Raw genomic sequence first — 15,914 nt, forward strand, 5'->3', positions numbered from 1 at the left:
TACCTAAAATCCGAGGTGCATTTTCTTATTACTGAATCCCTAATGCGATTTTTGCGTAGCGTGACATTTTGTCTCTTGTCCACGGCGGATTCCAGACGATGTGGACCTCCGTCTCTTTTACATCCGGAATGTCGGCGAGCGCTTTTTTCACCTCGTCGACGATGATCGGAGCGAGCGGGCACCCCATTGATGTCAGTGTCATCGTAACGTGCGTCAGGCCGTCGTCATCCATATCAACGTCGTATACAAGGCCGAGATTGACGATATCGACGCCGAGCTCAGGGTCAACAACCTGCTCCAAGGCGCCCATGATGTTTTCTTTTAATGCTTCTTCCACGTTCCATCACTCCTTTTTCCTCAGTATAACGTAAAAGCGGCTTTTGTTAACACCTTTGTGCTTTATAAATGCTTATCGAACCAGGCGACGGTTTCTAAAACGGCGTATCTCGGGACTTTATGATCAGCCCGTTCGTCTTTCAGAAACTGAAGATGGTCGGGCCGGCTGCTGTAATGAGGTTTAATCGTTTCATAAAAGCCGCGGGTCGGTGCATACGGAACGACTTTGTCTTGAACGCCGTGCCAGAACAGCAGCGGGCGGCTGCGGAGTTTTTCCGGTTCCAGACTGAGATCGAACGGTTTGAGCCGCGCAAACAGTTCATCGACCTGTTCTTTTGTGACGTCAATGTCGATGTCCTGCTTTTGAATGTGGTCAATCTGCTGCTGAAAAAATGCCGTATAGTTCGGGCTTCCCATCAGACTGACGCCGGCTTTGACCCAATCATACGCGGCCATCGCGCCGAATGTCGTAATTCCGCCCATTGACGTGCCCGCAAGACCGATCCGCCCGTCTTCAATCAGACCGCGCGCTTCAAAATCCTTTTTCAGCACGTCAAGCTCCTCGATTTCATTTAATACAATGTCCCAAAAATGGACGGCGAGCTCTTCTGCTGACAGCTGTTCAGCGCGTTCACCGTGGTAAAGAGCTTCCGGCAGCACGGCCCTGAAGCCCTTTTCAGCAAGCAGGTAAGCGAAATGAAGATTATGCTCCTTCGCGCTTGTAAAACCGTGAATAAAGAAAACAAGGGGAGCGGGACGGTCCCGATTTTCTTCTTTTACAATATGTAAAAACGGAATGCCTGATACGGTTTGATGATCAATAAGAATCACGTTGACTCCCTCCTTAGGATAACCATAATCATAAGTGTAACATGTAGACAATAAAGATGGTAAAAAGCTACACTGTACATAAGTGAAAAACAGCAAATTATATGACAAAAGGAGTTATTTATGGAGACAAAACCTTATCTCATCGCCTTAGATCTGGATGGAACTTTATTAAAAGACGATAAAACCATTTCCCCTGAAACGGCACGGACGATTCAGAAGCTGAAAGAAGCGGGCCATCATGTCTGCATCTCAACCGGGCGCCCGTTCCGTTCCAGTTCGATGTATTATGACGAGCTTGGGCTGACAACGCCGATTGTCAATTTTAACGGGGCATTTGTCCACCACCCGAAAGACGAATCATGGGGACGCTACCACACGTCTTTATCGGTCGATGTGGTCAGACAGCTTGCCGAACTTACAGAGACCTATCAAATACATAATGTGCTCGCTGAGGTCATTGATGATGTGTACTTCCATTATCATGATGAGCATTTAATTGAGGCGTTTCATATGAATACGGCGAATGTCACATTCGGCGATCTGCGTGAAACGGTCAAGGAGGATGTAACGTCCGTATTGATTCATGCAAAGGAAGAGGACGTCGCGGATATACGCGCACATTTATCCGATGTGCACGCCGAGGTCATTGACCACAGAAGATGGGCGGCTCCGTGGCATGTGATTGAAATCATTAAACACGGGATGAATAAAGCGGTCGGCCTGAAGAAAATCAGCGACTATTACCAAGTGCCGAGAGAACGGATCATCGCGTTCGGCGACGAAGACAACGATCTTGAAATGCTCCGGTTTGCCGGGTGCGGCGTAGCGATGGGAAACGGCACGGATGAAGTCAAACAGGCCGCCGACCGCGTCACGGGATCAAATGAAGCGGACGGAATCGCCGAATTTTTAAAATCCTATTTCTCCCTGTGAGGTTTTGCCGCTCATAACACAAAGCCTTCCGCCCATACTAAAACAGACGACTCATCTCGTCTAAATATGGAAGGGGGACATTGCAATGGGTAAACGAAACAAATCAAAACGGTTTATTCAGCAAGGCAAGGACTCTGTCAGTCTTCATGACGCAAGATTTCCATATCGGTCTACATTAGAGGAAGCACAGCATGATGCAGCAAAAGATTCGGCTGAAAGGCAGGTTGACTTTTAATGAGAAACGAACTGTTTTCTCAAGCCAAGTCATTTGTCCAGCAGGCCGTCATGATTGCTAACGGTTTCGAGGACGGCGATCAGGAAAAAGCTGTCTCACGCGCCAAAAACGCCGTGTCTTCCGCGTACGCCAATTCGACGGATGCAGAACGTCAGCAGCTGCACCAATTTCAGGATCAGCTGGAGAAATTGCAATAAAAAAAGGCGCCCCGTTTAGACGAGGGCGCCGCTTTTTTATTTCACTTCAAATGTTTTTACCGTTTTCAGTCTTTTTCCGATCTGATCGGACTTCCCTAAAAACGTCACCGTCACCGTGTATGTTCCCGGACCGGGCACGTTCTTCCACACATCTGAAAAGTCATACGTTTCATTCGGCATTAAGGTCACAGTCTGAAACGCCTGAGTAAACATTTTGTCTTTTGAATAGCGGTACAGTTCTTTGTGATGTTGGTCATGTACGGTCAATTCGAATTTCTGCCCTGAGCTGAATGTGAAATCGATCGGGCTGCCGCTCTTGTTTTTTAAAGACATTTGAAATTCGATCTGCTGATCCGTCTGCACAGGGTTTACGGCTAATTCCGCTTGCTGTTCATTCATCTCTCCGGATACCTCCTCAGCGGGCTCCTTCTGCCCGGATTGACTGCTGCATCCGATCAGTAAAATGACCGGTAATAACAGGCCAAACAGCCACTTCATTCTATCCGCTCCTATCAGTCTTTTCTGAAGAAACCAAAGATCCCCGTCGTTTGCACGATGTTTGTGAAGGCTTTCGGGTCGACTTCTTTCACGATTTTCTCAAGGTCATACAATTCGTACCGCGTGATGACGATGATCATCATTTCTTTCTGTTCGTTTGTGTAAGCGCCTTTTGCCGGCACCGTCGTAATGCCGCGGACCATTTTCCCGTAAATCGCTTCTTTGATTTCATCGGCTTTTTTTGTAACGATCATGGCGGTCAGTTTCATGTGGCGGGTGTGAATGGCGTCAATCACCCTTGTTGTGACATACAGAGCGACAAGGGTATATAATGCTTTCTCCCATCCTTGCAATAATCCTGCCGTCAAAATGATAATCCCGTTCAAAATGAAGAAATATGTGCCGACCGGCTTATCCTTCCATTTGGCCAGCACCATCGACACGATATCAAGACCGCCTGTCGAAGCGCCGAATTTCAGCGTTAAACCGATGCCGATAGCTGAGATGACTCCTCCGAATACGGTATTCAGAAGAATATCGTGCGACAGTCTCATTTCCGGGAGAATTCCCATAAAGACGGACGTCAGCGCTACGCTTAATATGCTGTATACAGTGAATGATCTGCCGACTTTCAGCCACCCTAACACACCGATGGGAATGTTTAAGAGGAACATGAGAACTCCTGTCGAAATATAAAAAGGGGCGTATTGATCAACGACGCTTGACAGCAGCTGGGCGACACCGGTAAAACCGCTGGCATATACATTCGCCGGTATCAGGAATAAATTCAGTCCCGCCGCATACAGAAACGCGCCGATGACGACGATTGCTAATTTTTTTGCTTGTTCTAGTACCATGGCTTGCTCCTCCGCTCATTTTCATTATTAGCTTTTCCCTTAAAATAAAGTTTTGAACACTATTTTGCCACATTTATATGATATAGTTGGCATCACTCTCACCAATCGGAAAGAAGGGAATTATGATGACAGTTCACCTTATTGCTGACAGCGCCTCTGACCTGCCGAAATCTTATATTGAAGAAAACCGGATCGGGTTCATTCCGCTGCACGTAACACTTGACGGAAACGAATATGAGGACACGGTCACCATTCAGGCGGATCATATATTTCAAGCGATGCGGGACGGGAAAGTTCCGAAAACATCCCAGGCATCACCGGATACGATAAAAAAAGTATTTTTACAATACGCGGAACTGGGAGACCCGGCGATATACATCGCCTTTTCCTCAGGTCTTTCCGGCACCTATCAGACGGCCGTAATGATCGCCAATGAAGTAAAAGAGGAATTTCCCGATTTTGATTTACGGATTGTAGATTCCAAATGCGCTTCATTGGGCTGCGGCCTCGCGGTGATGCACGCGCAAACACTCTGTGTTAACGGGAATACAATACAAGAAATCGAAACGTCTGTAAAGAGCTTTTGCGCACGGATGAAACATATATTTACGGTCGATGATGTCGCTTATCTCGCGCGGGGCGGCAGAATTTCAAAAACGTCCGCTTTTGTCGGGGGGCTTTTGAACATCAAACCGATTCTGCATGTGGATGACGGCAGGCTCGTGCCGCTCGAAAAATTGCGCGGACAGAAGAAACTGTTTAAACGGATTATAGACATGATGAAGGAAGAAGGCGGCGATTGGGCGGATCAAACCGTGGGGATCAGCTATGCAGATAACGAAGAGACGGCGCTTCGGATGAAGGAAATGATTGAAGAAGCGTTCCATCCGAAAGAGATCATTCTTCATTCAATCGGCTCTGCGATCGGCGCGCACTCCGGGCCGGGCACGCTCGCGATTTTTTTCCTGAAGCCATAATTTCAATGCGGGCGGGCATCCTAACGGACAGAAGGGAGGCTTTGCCGCATGAAAGATAATGACAAAAAACCGTTGGACAATAACGCCGTAAATCAGAAAAAGAACCGGCTTGCCGAAAAAAACCGGCAGGCGGGAAAAAAACAGAATTCCAAAAAACCGGACCATCTGTAAAAGCAAAACAGCCCTCTTATGTATGAAGATAGAGGGCTGTTTTTTGTTCTATATGCGTCTAACATCACTTATCACGAATCCGCTTTCAGGCAATGCCGGCATTCTGGACAGGCTGAAGCTCAAATCTTGGGACGGAACATCGTACTCTATTTCATTGGCAAGAAACGCAAGGGAAGTTTTCATGACTTCCACGGTCATTCCCTCACCCGGACAGCGGTGGCCGTTAGCCGGATCACCTCCGCCCTGGGGAATGAAATCAAATTTATTTTCCTCCCGCCCCTGAAAACGTTCCGGGCGAAATTCATTCGGATTCTCCCAAAGCCGGGAATCATGGTTTGTCCCATATAGGTCAAGCATGACGGATGCACCCTTTTTAAACTCACAGTTCTTCCATACGAAATCTTTTTTCACAACGGCTCCTAAAAACGGGGCAAACGGGTAATACCGCCGAACTTCATGTGCAAATCTTTCAGCCTCCTGATCATCTCTCGATCCCAGTTTGCCCCGATATTCAGGGTAATCATGCAATGCAAGAGCTGAAAACGTAATGAAGTAAGAAATGGCGGCAATCGGGCGCAGAACATTAATCAGCTCAACAGCAGCCATGTGAGAATCAAGTCTGTTCCCGTCAAGTTCTGTATGAAAAGCCATTTCATACAAGGCTGAGCACTCCGGCGTTTGCAGCTTGCCGGACCGCACATCCTCAATGACCTCCTCTATCCATTTCTCCGTTTTCAGCCTCGCCCTTCTGCCTTTCCAATGACGCGGTCCGACAGCGCCGAATGCGTCTACCATATCGGTGAAATCCTCCGCCCGCTCTTTCACTTCTGAGTCTTTCAGCGGGACGCCGGCCCACTCACAGGCAGCCCGGCACAGCACTTTCTTCGCTTCATCAAAAAGGACAATTCGGTTTGAACCCTCCCACTTTTCCGCAGATGCTTTCCACTGTTTTGCCACCGCTTCCGCAAGCCGTTTTTGCCGGGGCGGCGTCATCAGCGACATAAATAGAAGCTTCCTGTGCTTATGCCGTTCACCGTCCATTGACTGGATTGCCCCTGTTCCGAATAACGTTTTCTGCACCCGTTTGGGGAGGGCATGCTCCCGCTGAAATCGTTCTGTGTCATAAAAAAGCTTTGCGGCTTCCGCTCCGCTCATACAAATGAATGTCTTCCCTAATAAACGGGCGCGAAACACATCCGAGCGATAATTCTCCGCTCTGTTTTTCACAAATACATATCCATCGCGTAATAAAGCCAGACTATTATCAAGACCCTTATCATGCGGAATTTGTTCATTCATCCCGATTCCTCCCATCTTTTTTCACCTTTCACGAAAAAGAATAAATATAAACACAAGTATATTCAGTATTTGTGTTTCATTCAGAAGTTACTCATGTCAGGCTGCAAAAATCAGGGGCGGGCATAAGCCCGTTACAAAGTAAACCGGCGGACCTGATCGTTTAACCGCTCTGTCAGGCTCACCAGATTATCGACGCTTTCCGCCATTTTATGAAAAGAAGACAGCTGCTCAAGCGCGGAGGCAGAAATCTCTTCGCTTCCCGCAGCCGTTTCCTGAATAACGGCGCTGATGCTTTCGGCATGATGCAGCACTTGCTCACCAAGCTGTTTCGATTCGATGATCCGTCCGTCCAATTGAGTAAGCTCCGCTTTAATATGGGCGGCTTTTTGTTCAATATGGACGAATGATTCTGACGTTTTCTCCATCAGCTCCTGCTGTCTGTCCGCTAAAGCGACGCCGGTCGTGACAGCTCCGGTAATAGACGTGATGCCGTCTTCAATTTGCTTTACCATATCGAAAATCTGCGCGGTCGCTTTGGCTGATCCGTCTGCGAGCTTCCGTATCTCCTCGGCAACGACGGCAAATCCTTTTCCGGCCTCGCCTGCTCTGGCCGCCTCGATTGCGGCGTTTAATGACAGCAGATTGGTCTGGCCCGCAATGTCAGAAACGGTCTGCGCCATCATACTGATGCCTGCCGCATGCTCTATGAAGAGATCGGCGGCTTCGGAAATCTCTTTTGATGTCTCATTGCTTTTATCAATGGCTTGCTTGGTCTCGGCTAAAGCACCGCGCCCCGCAGCCACCGCCGCAATCGTCTCTTCGCTGCTTCTCGTCGTTTGTTTTGAACGTTCGGCGTTCGCCTTTGAATGTTCATCCATTTGTTCAATGAATTGCACCGCATGCTGCAGATCTTCTGAAATGGTTTGGGAGCCTTGCGCCATTTCTTCCGTCGACACGGATACCTGCTCGGTCATGTCCTTCAGCGTCTGGTTTTCCTTCGTCAAACCTTCCGCGAAAGTCTCGACTTCACGGCCGACCTCTCCGATCGCCTGAATTAAGGTGCGGAGCTGTTCAGCCATCATTCCGAATGAGTCATTCAGCTCTTTCAGTTCGTCCTTCCCTTTATAATCAAGCATTTCAACAGCAAGGTCCCCTCCTGCAATACGACGGGCATTTTCAGCCATGCGGCGGATCGGCCCTGCAATTCTCTTCGTCAGCCTGATGGAAGATATGACGGTGACGGCAAGTATCACGATGGTCAGCACGGCTGCGCTGTAAACGATAAACTGAATCTGGTCAGCCGTCTGCTTCTGCATGTCTTCATAGTGATCCCGGCTTTTCAGATTCAGCATATAAATATCATTCAGAAGACCGTTGATGCGGGCCGCCGTCCTTGTCGCTTCAGCCGGGCTTTTCGAATCAAGAGCAGCGTCCGCCTCCGCCTGCCATGATTCGTATTTTTTGGCGAGTTTGTCATAAGCGGCTTTGTCTGCACCGTCCGTCATCGTTTTTTTGAGCGCCGCCAGTTTGTCTGAGCTGCTTTTCATATAGCTTCGCACATCTTCTTTCTGGGCGTCTGCGAGCGTATAGGAATAGCCGGTGATGCTTTCTTTTAACGTATTAAGGTCAGCTTTTGCTTCCTGAACGTTTAACAGCGCGTCCACTTCATCTTCATTTGAAGCCTGAATCTTCATCATGTTTACGATGGTAAAGCCGATGACGGCGGCGAAGCAAATCATCGTAACGGCTGCGTTAACGAGCAGCCTTGTCCGTAATGTCACTTCAGATCGCCTCCTTTTTCAATCAGACTGTTTTTCATATCCGTGATCTTTTTCGTCAGCCCGCCTGCGTTTTTGACAACTCTGATCTTAGCTAAGTCCATGCCGTTTTCCTTCAGTCCGTAAACGATCTCTCCGCTTTTGATCTCCTTGTTGTCTTTTAAATCTTTCGCCAATTCATAGATGACATGGTCGACGTTTTTCACTAAAGAAGAGATAACGGCGTGCTCGGCGGTGTAATATTGATCGCTGTCAACACCGATGGCGTATACTTTTTGCGCCTCCGCTTCTTTCAGTGCGCCGACACCCGTGAAGCCGGCCGCCGTAAACAGGACATCGGCTTTTTTTCGGATCATGTTTTGGGCGATGCCCTTCCCGAGCTTATCATCATCAAACGTACCGCTGATGTCCGACAGCACGCGGATTCTCGGTTTGACTGATTCCGCGCCTTTCAGATAGCCTTTTTTAAACCGTTTAATGACGTCGGCATCTGAACCGCCGATAAATCCGATTGTGCCGGTTTTGCTCGTCATGGCCGCCAGCGCTCCGGCTAAGAAGCTTCCTTCATCCTCTTTAAACGTGACGGAGGTGACATTATCCAGGTCTGATACGGAATCAATCAGCACAAACCGCTGCTTCGGATATTTTTTAGCGACCTTTTCTAAATCCGCCTGCATGCTGTAACCGAGCCCCACAACAAGGTCATTGCCTTCCCGGACAAGCTGGGTCAGTCCTTTTTCGTATGTACCGGTGTCTTTTATTTCCCTATAGTCAAATGTGATGCCGAGCTCGTCTCTCGCTTTCATCAAACCTTGAAAGCCTGAATCATTAAATGATTGGTCGCCGAGGCCGTTGTCTGTCAGCATGATGCCGATTGTTTTCGTTTTTTCGGCCGCCGTTTCCTCAGATTTGCCGGCACATCCCGCCGTGCTGAGCGCAAGCAGCAGTACAGCCGCAAATATCGCCATTTTTCTCATTAAAACTCTCCTTTTGTTTTTTTCTACAGTTATATATCGGTTCGGATGTCAGAATATTTTATTTCAATAAAATATGTATGTTCGGCAGGATGTTAAACAAATGAGGGTATAGGAGCTTTTGAGAAAATAAAAAACATCGGTTTTGGTTCACCGATGTTTTTGCAGAAAATTTATTGTTTTTCGTATGTCCAGCCGTCTTCCTGATAGACCTTGCCGTTTTTCATCAGATGCCCGAGCGCCCGCTTAAAGGCGGCTTTGCTTAAATGAAACCGTTCGCGGATATCGTCAGGATGGCTTTTGTCTCCGTAAGGCATCGCGCCGTTTCTTGATCTCAGATAGGTCAGAATCTCTTCCGCGTCAACCGAAAGCGCATCCTGCTTTCTCGGCAGCAGTGACATGTTGACGGAGCCGTCTTCCTTCACCTCGATGACACGCCCTGTCACGCGGCTGCCGAGTCTCGGCTCTTCTTTTCTTTCTGAAGGGTGAATAAACGCGCGGATACCTTCATCGGTAATCAGAAAAGAGCCTGATGCAATCAGTCTGTACACCGTGCCCGTCAGGTCTTTATTCATGACGTCTTCCTCTGCATCCGTAAATAATTCACTGATGATATCTTCAGGCGCCGGCTTGGCAAACATGCGCCCGCGGCTTGTCACCTTCAGCATGCAATACAGTCTGTCTCCTTTTTGCGGCCAGACGGATTTGTACGGAGGCAGGTGCTCCGTTGCGACGAGCGCGTCTTTTGACAGACCGACGTCGACGAATACGCCCATATCTTCCACAGCGTCCGTCACTTCCACCCATCCGTAGTCATAAAAGCTGATGAGCGGCTTTTTCATCGTCGCCGCGAGTCTTTCCTGATGATCGACGTAAATAAATACGTCCACTTCATCTCTGTCTTCGATATCCTCTGTGATTTCACTGTTATGTAAAAGAACCGTATCCTCGCCGTCGGTTAAAAAATAACCGAAATCGGTTTGGTGATCTATACTAAGCGTGAGCTGCTGCCCTGGTCTCATGTTATCGTCCTTCCTGATTCGCCCGTATGAGGCTGATGTTTTTCTCATTTTTTCCAATATGCATAAATTCATGCTTTATGCTGTTGGACATTTCTCTTTATTCTACTATAATCAACTCATAAGTGAAATGTTATAGGAGGTTTTCTCATGGCAAAAGAAAGTTCTTTTGATATTGTATCCAAAGTTGAATTTCCCGAAGTGCAGAATGCGATTCAGATGACGCTGAAAGAAATCGGCACGCGCTATGACTTTAAAGGATCGAAAAGCGATGTAACTTTAGAAAAGGAAGAACTTGTCCTGATTTCTGATGACGAGTTTAAACTGAATCAGCTCAAAGATGTGCTGAGCGGCAAGCTGATCAAACGGGACGTGCCGACGAAAAACATTGAATACGGCAAAATCGAAAATGCATCGGGAGGCACGGTGCGCCAGCGCGCGAAGCTTGTACAGGGCATTGATAAAGACAGCGCCAAAAAAATCAACGCGGTGATTAAAAACTCCGGCTTGAAGGTCAAGTCGCAGATTCAGGACGACCAAGTGCGCGTCACCGGAAAAAATAAAGATGATCTGCAGCAGATTATTGCAGCCGTCCGCGGAGCAGACCTGCCGATTGACGTTCAATTTATTAATTTTAGATAAATTATGTGATTCCTATTGATTATTGTCTCTATTTTCGGTAAATTTGGAGAAAGGGATTTTCACAGTTAAGTTTTGGAAACCCATGACAATTACATGAACGTTCTTATCAAGAGAAGCCGAGGGACTGGCCCGACGACGCTTCAGCAACCGGTGTAGTGGTTTACCCAAACCATGACCAAGGTGCTAAATCCAGCAAGCTAAAAACAGCTTGGAAGATAAGAAGAGAGACAAATGATTACAAAGTCTTCTTCTTAAGAAGACTTTTTTTATTTCTCTTTTTTCCTTGCTGAATGTGACGAAGGAGGCAAACAATGGGACTATTACAAGACTTAAAAGAACGGATTTTAATCGGAGACGGCGCGATGGGCACTCTCCTCTATTCCTACGGCATTGACAGATGTTTTGAGGAACTGAACGTATCAAAGCCCGAAGAGATCAAGCGGATACATAAGGCTTACGTGGAAGCCGGGGCAGACATCATCCAGACAAATACGTACGGCGCGAATTTTATTAAGCTCTCAAGATACGGACTTGAGGACGAAACGAAAAAAATCAATCAGGAGGCGGTCAGAATCGCGCGCGCTTCCTCAGACGGCGCTTATGTATTGGGAACGATGGGCGGCATCCGCACCTTTAACAAAAACGCCTACAGCCTGGAGGAGATTAAACGCAGCTTTCGGGAGCAGCTTTATTTATTGCTGCACGAAGAGCCGGACGGTCTGCTTCTGGAAACATACTATGATTTAGAAGAGGCGCGTGAAGTGCTGAAGATCGCGAGAAAAGAAACGGAACTTCCGATTATGCTGAACGTATCCATGCACGAACAGGGCGTGCTGCAGGACGGAACGCCGCTTCGGGAAGCCCTCAGGTCCATTGCCGATCTCGGCGCTGACATAACGGGAATCAATTGCCGGCTCGGCCCGTACCACATGATTGAAGCGCTCACCGAAGTGCCGATTTTCCGTGACGCTTATTTATCGGTCTATCCGAACAGCAGCCTTCCGTCTTTAGAAGAAGGCCGGCTTGTTTATGATACGGACGATGCCTATTTCCGGGAGAGCGCCGTACAGTTCCGCACTCAGGGCGCGCGCATTATCGGCGGCTGCTGCGGTACGACGCCAAACCATATCAGAGCCATGGCTGAAGCGGTCCAAGGACTTTCTCCCGTCACTGATAAGGAAGTGAAAATCAGACGGGAAGAAGAAGTCATCTCAGTCCGCAACGAACGGACCGAGCCGGGTTTAAACGAAATCGCCGCTCAAAAACGGTCAATTATCGTAGAGCTTGATCCGCCGAAAAAATTGAATTTTGACAAATTTCTGCAAGCGGCGGCTGAATTAAAAGAAACCGGCATAGAAGCGCTGACGCTCGCCGACAATTCATTGGCGACACCGCGGATCAGCAATGCCGCCTGCGGTTCATTGCTGAAAGAGCGCCTTGATATCCGTTCTCTCGTTCACATTACATGCAGAGACCGCAACATCATCGGCCTTCAGTCACATTTAATGGGGCTGGATACGCTCGGGCTCACCGACATTTTAGCCATCACGGGTGATCCTTCAAAAATCGGCGACTTTCCGGGGGCTACCTCCGTCTATGATTTAACGTCCTTTGACTTGATCAGGCTGATTAAACAATTCAACGAGGGCATTTCTTTATCAGGGAAACCGCTCGGCAAGAAAACGAACTTTTCCGTAGCCGGAGCATTTAATCCGAATGTCCGCCATCTCGATAAAGCAGTAAAACGGCTGGAGAAAAAAATCGAGTGCGGAGCTGACTACTTCGTGTCCCAGCCTGTCTACTCGGAGCAGCAGCTCATTGACATTCATCATGAAACGAAGCATCTCAAAACACCGGTGTATATCGGAATCATGCCGTTAACGAGCAGCCGCAACGCAGAGTTCATCCATCATGAAATCCCGGGCATTAAGCTGTCAGACAGCATCCGCGAAAAAATGGCGCTCGCCGGCGAAGACAAGCGGAAGCAGAAAGCCGAAGGCCTCGCCATCGCCAAGTCGCTTCTCGACACGGCGTGCGAACTGTTTAACGGAATTTATTTAATCACCCCGTTTCTCCGTTCTGATTTGACGTCAGAGCTTGCAGCTTATATTAAGCAAAAGGATGAAAAGCGGGCTGATGTATATTTGCATTGACGCGGAAGAGGCCGCCTGATATGACAGGCGGCTTTTTCATGGTACGATACAGAAAAAGAATCAAGCAAAGGAGGATTTTTTCATGGTTGAAGTAAAACCCATCACCGCAGAAGACACATACGCGATCAGACACAGCGTGCTGCGCCCCCATCAGACGATTGAGGATTGTAAATATGATCAGGACAGCGTCAAAGGAGCCTTTCATCTCGGAGGTTTTTACGACGGGACATTGATCAGCATCGCTTCTTTCTACCCGCAGAACCAGCAGGCTTTACAGGCAGCGCCCGCCTATCAGCTGCGCGGCATGGCGACGCTTGAGGAATACCGGACGCAAAAAGCGGGAAGCACGTTAATCGCCTATGCAGAACGAAAACTGGCAGATATGGGGGCGGCGCTTGTCTGGTGCAACGCCAGATGTCACGTAAAGGGATATTACGAAAAGCTCGGCTGGAAAAGCACGGGCAGCCCCTTTGACATACCCGGCATCGGCCCGCATGTGATCATGTATAAAGAACTCGCCTGAAACAGACAAATGCCCTTGGGGACATGTCTCTAAGGGCATTACCTTGAATGTCACGCCTGCTTTTATATACGGTACTATTGACGCCCTCCCGCTTTTTTAATACCCTTTGTACATTACACAACAGCAAGGATGGCAGGCAGAACGATATCTGTCAATTGCCGTTTTCAGCTATTAATTCAGAAAAGGAAGTATGAGATGAATACGATCCAAAAACCGAAAATCCCGAAAGAATTGCCGGTGCTTTCTTTCACAGAAGCGCTTCAGGACGACCTCATAAAAGAAGTCGTCATAGAAAACGCCGTCGTAAACAGCAAACTGGACGGCCTGCGCGCCGAAAAAGTCATTTTCAGAAACACCGTTTTTACGGATGTCTCTTTCAGACATATGGAATGTACGGATGTCCTGTTTGACAAATGTGATGTCTCAAACGCTGATTTCAGCGGAAGCATCATCCATAGAACGGCGTTTCAGCATTCAAAACTTCTCGGCTTGAATCTGGCGGATTCCGCCATGCGTCATGTACGGTTTGAAGACTGCCTCGCAAATTACAGCTCCTTCAGCTATTCCAATATGAAGCATGTCCGGTTTGACACGTGCGCTCTTACAGAAAGCGAGTGGAATGATGCCGTTCTTGAATACACAGATCTTGACGCCTGTGATTTGAACAGCTCAAATTTTATCGGCACGTCTCTTTTTAATATGGATATCAGCACGTGCACATTTGATCACCTGCACGTCTCACTTGAGAAGCTGAAAGGATGCCGCATCTCTCCGGCGCATGCCGTTACATTCGCAGAAGCGCTCGGAGCCATTGTGACGTGATCTTTTATTAAACGAAACGGCTGGCGGCATCCTGAATAAATGCTCGGCATTGGTGATGTGGGGTGCTGCTTTTTATTTTGCGGCGCTTTTGTTTCGATAAAAGGAATTCGGCCAGGCCATGTTGAATGTACCGGAAGAAGAGGGGGAATTGGAATGTCAGACATTTTAAAGCTGTATCACTACCACAGATGGGCAAATGAGCAAGTTATTCAGCATCTGAAGACGCTGCCCGCGGTCAGCTTACAGCAGAAACTGAAAAGTGTTTTTCCGACTGTGAACGCCGTGCTTGTGCATATATACCGGGCTGATTACATTTGGCTTCACGTGCTTTACGGAGAAACTTTCGAACAAATCGTCTCGCAGTTTGATCAATTTGAAAAGCTTGACGGAGATTTTGAGGCGGTTGAACATAGAATGACTGAACTGGACAAAGAATTCAGCGAATTTTTAAAAGAAATGGAGAACCCGGAAGGCCCGATCTCTATTTCTCATCCGCGCCTGGGGACGCTTCAGACGACATATGCCGATGTGATCCGGCATGTTGTGAATCACGGCACATACCATCGCGGCAATATCACCGCGATGCTTCACCAAATGGGCTATAAAGGCGTGCCGACTGACTACATTTTTTTCTCATACGAATCATAAAAAAGCAAAGGCCTCCCGGGCCTTTGCTTTTTCACTTCGAATCTATCATAATCCGGCATAGCCGGAGACGCCCGCTTTTTCGGCCACATCGTAAATTGTCATTTTCATGCTTACTGATCCCTCTTTTGTTCTCTGGTATTAGGTCAGTCCGTTTTCCGGCTTACGAATTTGCGGTATTCAAGCGGCGAAATGCCTTCAATCTGTTTAAACAGTTTGGAAAAATAGGTCGGGTCCTCCATACCGATGGCGTCCGCGATTGCCCCCATTTTGTCATTGGTTGCGGACAAAAGACGTTTCGCCTCCGTCATTCTGACTTTGTTCGTATACTGGCCGGGCGTGACGCCGAGCACCTGCTGCATACAGCGGGTCACGTAGTCTTGGTTGTAATGAAGAGCCGAAGAGAGCGCTTTGATGGTTGTTTTCTCCTGATAGTGCTCCTGCAGGTACCGGGCGGCCTCCCATGCGACTCTTTCCTTTGCGGACGGGATTTGGAACGCTTCTTTCTGAAGATGGAGCAGCAGCTCTTCAAACAGAATCTGCTTTCTGAGCGGCAGATCGGAGTTCTCGGCGCTGTCATCGGTCAGCACACTGAATTGCCCGGCCATAAACTGCGGGCGTCTCACCTTCCCTTTTTGCGGCAGGGACAGGCGGTAGCGGGACGGTTCTTCAAAGCTCCCTTTTTTTCGCCTCAGCTCCGACCAATTGTTCCCGGTTGTTTCCGTCACCTCATAAGCCGCTCCCTCAAAATGAAGCCACGAATAGGATGTCGTTTCTTCACTGCCTTTTGTCCCGTAATGTTCAAGGCCGGGAGAAAGCAGAATATATTCTCCCGCTTCAACGGAAAAGGCGTTTTCGTCTTCTGTAATGTAGAGGACGCCTTCTTTCACATACAGCAGATCAAACACCGGGAAGACCCGTCTCACATGGGTTTCGCCTTTTTTGAACACTCCTTCTCCCGCAGCGATAAAGACCGGGAACGGAGGAACTGTGAACTCGAGAAAGGACATATTTTCGGCCCTCC

Annotated in this window: 19 protein-coding genes and 1 riboswitch; of the genes, 10 read left to right on the forward strand and 9 right to left on the reverse strand. The window is 48.2% G+C overall.

Features of this window, described 5'->3' with window-relative positions; all coding sequences use genetic code 11:
- Positions 1 to 28 precede the first annotated feature (28 nt).
- The gene (locus tag BGM27_RS03880; RefSeq protein ID WP_003155088.1) at positions 29 to 337 is read right to left on the reverse strand and encodes a metal-sulfur cluster assembly factor; all 309 of its coding nucleotides are present in this window, start codon (positions 335 to 337) and stop codon (positions 29 to 31) included.
- A gap of 62 nt (positions 338 to 399) precedes the next feature.
- Positions 400 to 1,167: a prolyl oligopeptidase family serine peptidase gene (locus BGM27_RS03885; RefSeq protein WP_007409140.1), complete on the reverse strand. Its 768-nt coding sequence runs from the start codon at positions 1,165 to 1,167 to the stop codon at positions 400 to 402.
- 120 nt (positions 1,168 to 1,287) lie between these two features.
- On the opposite strand from BGM27_RS03885, the gene BGM27_RS03890 reads away from it, so the two are divergent.
- The 3 genes from BGM27_RS03890 to BGM27_RS03900 all read left to right on the forward strand — a co-directional run bounded on the left by BGM27_RS03890 (position 1,288) and on the right by BGM27_RS03900 (position 2,532).
- Entirely contained in the window at positions 1,288 to 2,100 is an 813-nt protein-coding gene (locus tag BGM27_RS03890; protein WP_007409141.1) for a Cof-type HAD-IIB family hydrolase, read from the forward strand.
- An 85-nt stretch (positions 2,101 to 2,185) separates the two neighbouring features.
- Positions 2,186 to 2,335, forward strand: coding sequence for a hypothetical protein (locus BGM27_RS03895; RefSeq protein WP_003155094.1), 150 nt, complete (start codon positions 2,186 to 2,188; stop codon positions 2,333 to 2,335).
- Positions 2,335 to 2,532, forward strand: a complete 198-nt coding sequence (locus BGM27_RS03900; RefSeq protein WP_003155097.1) for a DUF3813 domain-containing protein — start codon at positions 2,335 to 2,337, stop codon at positions 2,530 to 2,532. Before BGM27_RS03895 ends, BGM27_RS03900 begins: the two co-directional genes overlap by 1 nt.
- A 36-nt stretch (positions 2,533 to 2,568) precedes the next feature.
- On the opposite strand, the gene BGM27_RS03905 is transcribed toward BGM27_RS03900, so the two are convergent.
- Together BGM27_RS03905 and BGM27_RS03910 are read right to left on the reverse strand one after the other, a co-directional pair.
- On the reverse strand, positions 2,569 to 3,030 hold the full coding sequence (locus BGM27_RS03905) for a BsuPI-related putative proteinase inhibitor (RefSeq protein WP_007409142.1): 462 nt from the start codon (positions 3,028 to 3,030) through the stop codon (positions 2,569 to 2,571).
- Positions 3,031 to 3,044: 14 nt separating this feature from the next.
- On the reverse strand, positions 3,045 to 3,887 hold the full coding sequence (locus BGM27_RS03910; protein ID WP_007409143.1) for a YitT family protein: 843 nt from the start codon (positions 3,885 to 3,887) through the stop codon (positions 3,045 to 3,047).
- Positions 3,888 to 4,012: 125 nt separating this feature from the next.
- Between BGM27_RS03910 and BGM27_RS03915 the strand changes: the two genes are divergently transcribed.
- Both BGM27_RS03915 and BGM27_RS03920 read left to right on the forward strand, forming a co-directional pair.
- The gene (locus tag BGM27_RS03915; RefSeq protein WP_007409144.1) at positions 4,013 to 4,864 is read left to right on the forward strand and encodes a DegV family protein; all 852 of its coding nucleotides are present in this window, start codon (positions 4,013 to 4,015) and stop codon (positions 4,862 to 4,864) included.
- 48 nt (positions 4,865 to 4,912) lie between these two features.
- Positions 4,913 to 5,035: a hypothetical protein gene (locus BGM27_RS03920; RefSeq protein WP_007409145.1), complete on the forward strand. Its 123-nt coding sequence runs from the start codon at positions 4,913 to 4,915 to the stop codon at positions 5,033 to 5,035.
- Positions 5,036 to 5,083: 48 nt separating this feature from the next.
- Here BGM27_RS03920 and cypC read toward each other — a convergent pair whose 3' ends face one another.
- The 4 genes from cypC to BGM27_RS03940 form a co-directional block, all read right to left on the reverse strand.
- A complete protein-coding gene (gene cypC, locus BGM27_RS03925) occupies positions 5,084 to 6,334 on the reverse strand; it encodes a CYP152 family fatty-acid peroxygenase CypC (RefSeq protein WP_023842861.1) in 1,251 nt (416 codons plus the stop codon).
- A gap of 131 nt (positions 6,335 to 6,465) precedes the next feature.
- Positions 6,466 to 8,115 carry a methyl-accepting chemotaxis protein gene (locus BGM27_RS03930; RefSeq protein ID WP_007409147.1) on the reverse strand — a complete coding sequence of 550 codons (1,650 nt, stop codon included), beginning with the start codon at positions 8,113 to 8,115 and terminating at the stop codon, positions 6,466 to 6,468.
- Positions 8,112 to 9,089, reverse strand: coding sequence for a BMP family lipoprotein (locus BGM27_RS03935; RefSeq protein WP_007409148.1), 978 nt, complete (start codon positions 9,087 to 9,089; stop codon positions 8,112 to 8,114). The genes BGM27_RS03930 and BGM27_RS03935 overlap by 4 nt, the downstream gene beginning before the upstream one ends.
- Before the next feature lie 170 nt (positions 9,090 to 9,259).
- Positions 9,260 to 10,156, reverse strand: coding sequence for a CvfB family protein (locus BGM27_RS03940; protein ID WP_170936341.1), 897 nt, complete (start codon positions 10,154 to 10,156; stop codon positions 9,260 to 9,262).
- Between the two features lie 99 nt (positions 10,157 to 10,255).
- Between BGM27_RS03940 and BGM27_RS03945 the strand changes: the two genes are divergently transcribed.
- From BGM27_RS03945 to BGM27_RS03965, 5 genes are all read left to right on the forward strand, one after another.
- Positions 10,256 to 10,747, forward strand: coding sequence for a YajQ family cyclic di-GMP-binding protein (locus tag BGM27_RS03945; RefSeq protein WP_003155112.1), 492 nt, complete (start codon positions 10,256 to 10,258; stop codon positions 10,745 to 10,747).
- Positions 10,748 to 10,847: 100 nt separating this feature from the next.
- A riboswitch (SAM riboswitch) is annotated at positions 10,848 to 10,969 on the forward strand.
- A gap of 89 nt (positions 10,970 to 11,058) precedes the next feature.
- A complete protein-coding gene (locus BGM27_RS03950; RefSeq protein ID WP_007409150.1) occupies positions 11,059 to 12,900 on the forward strand; it encodes a bifunctional homocysteine S-methyltransferase/methylenetetrahydrofolate reductase in 1,842 nt (613 codons plus the stop codon).
- 82 nt (positions 12,901 to 12,982) lie between these two features.
- Positions 12,983 to 13,423, forward strand: a complete 441-nt coding sequence (locus BGM27_RS03955) for a GNAT family N-acetyltransferase (RefSeq protein ID WP_007409151.1) — start codon at positions 12,983 to 12,985, stop codon at positions 13,421 to 13,423.
- Between the two features lie 195 nt (positions 13,424 to 13,618).
- Positions 13,619 to 14,245 carry a pentapeptide repeat-containing protein gene (locus BGM27_RS03960; RefSeq protein ID WP_007409152.1) on the forward strand — a complete coding sequence of 209 codons (627 nt, stop codon included), beginning with the start codon at positions 13,619 to 13,621 and terminating at the stop codon, positions 14,243 to 14,245.
- Positions 14,246 to 14,398: 153 nt separating this feature from the next.
- Positions 14,399 to 14,893 (forward strand): DinB family protein, encoded by a 495-nt coding sequence (locus BGM27_RS03965; RefSeq protein WP_007409154.1) that lies wholly within the window; start codon positions 14,399 to 14,401, stop codon positions 14,891 to 14,893.
- Between the two features lie 143 nt (positions 14,894 to 15,036).
- Here BGM27_RS03965 and BGM27_RS03970 read toward each other — a convergent pair whose 3' ends face one another.
- Positions 15,037 to 15,900, reverse strand: a complete 864-nt coding sequence (locus tag BGM27_RS03970) for an AraC family transcriptional regulator (RefSeq protein ID WP_007409155.1) — start codon at positions 15,898 to 15,900, stop codon at positions 15,037 to 15,039.
- Positions 15,901 to 15,914 lie beyond the last annotated feature (14 nt).

It is taken from the genome of Bacillus sp. FJAT-27001, assembly GCF_019039175.1.
Taxonomy (GTDB): Bacteria; Bacillota; Bacilli; order Bacillales; family Bacillaceae; genus Bacillus; species Bacillus velezensis.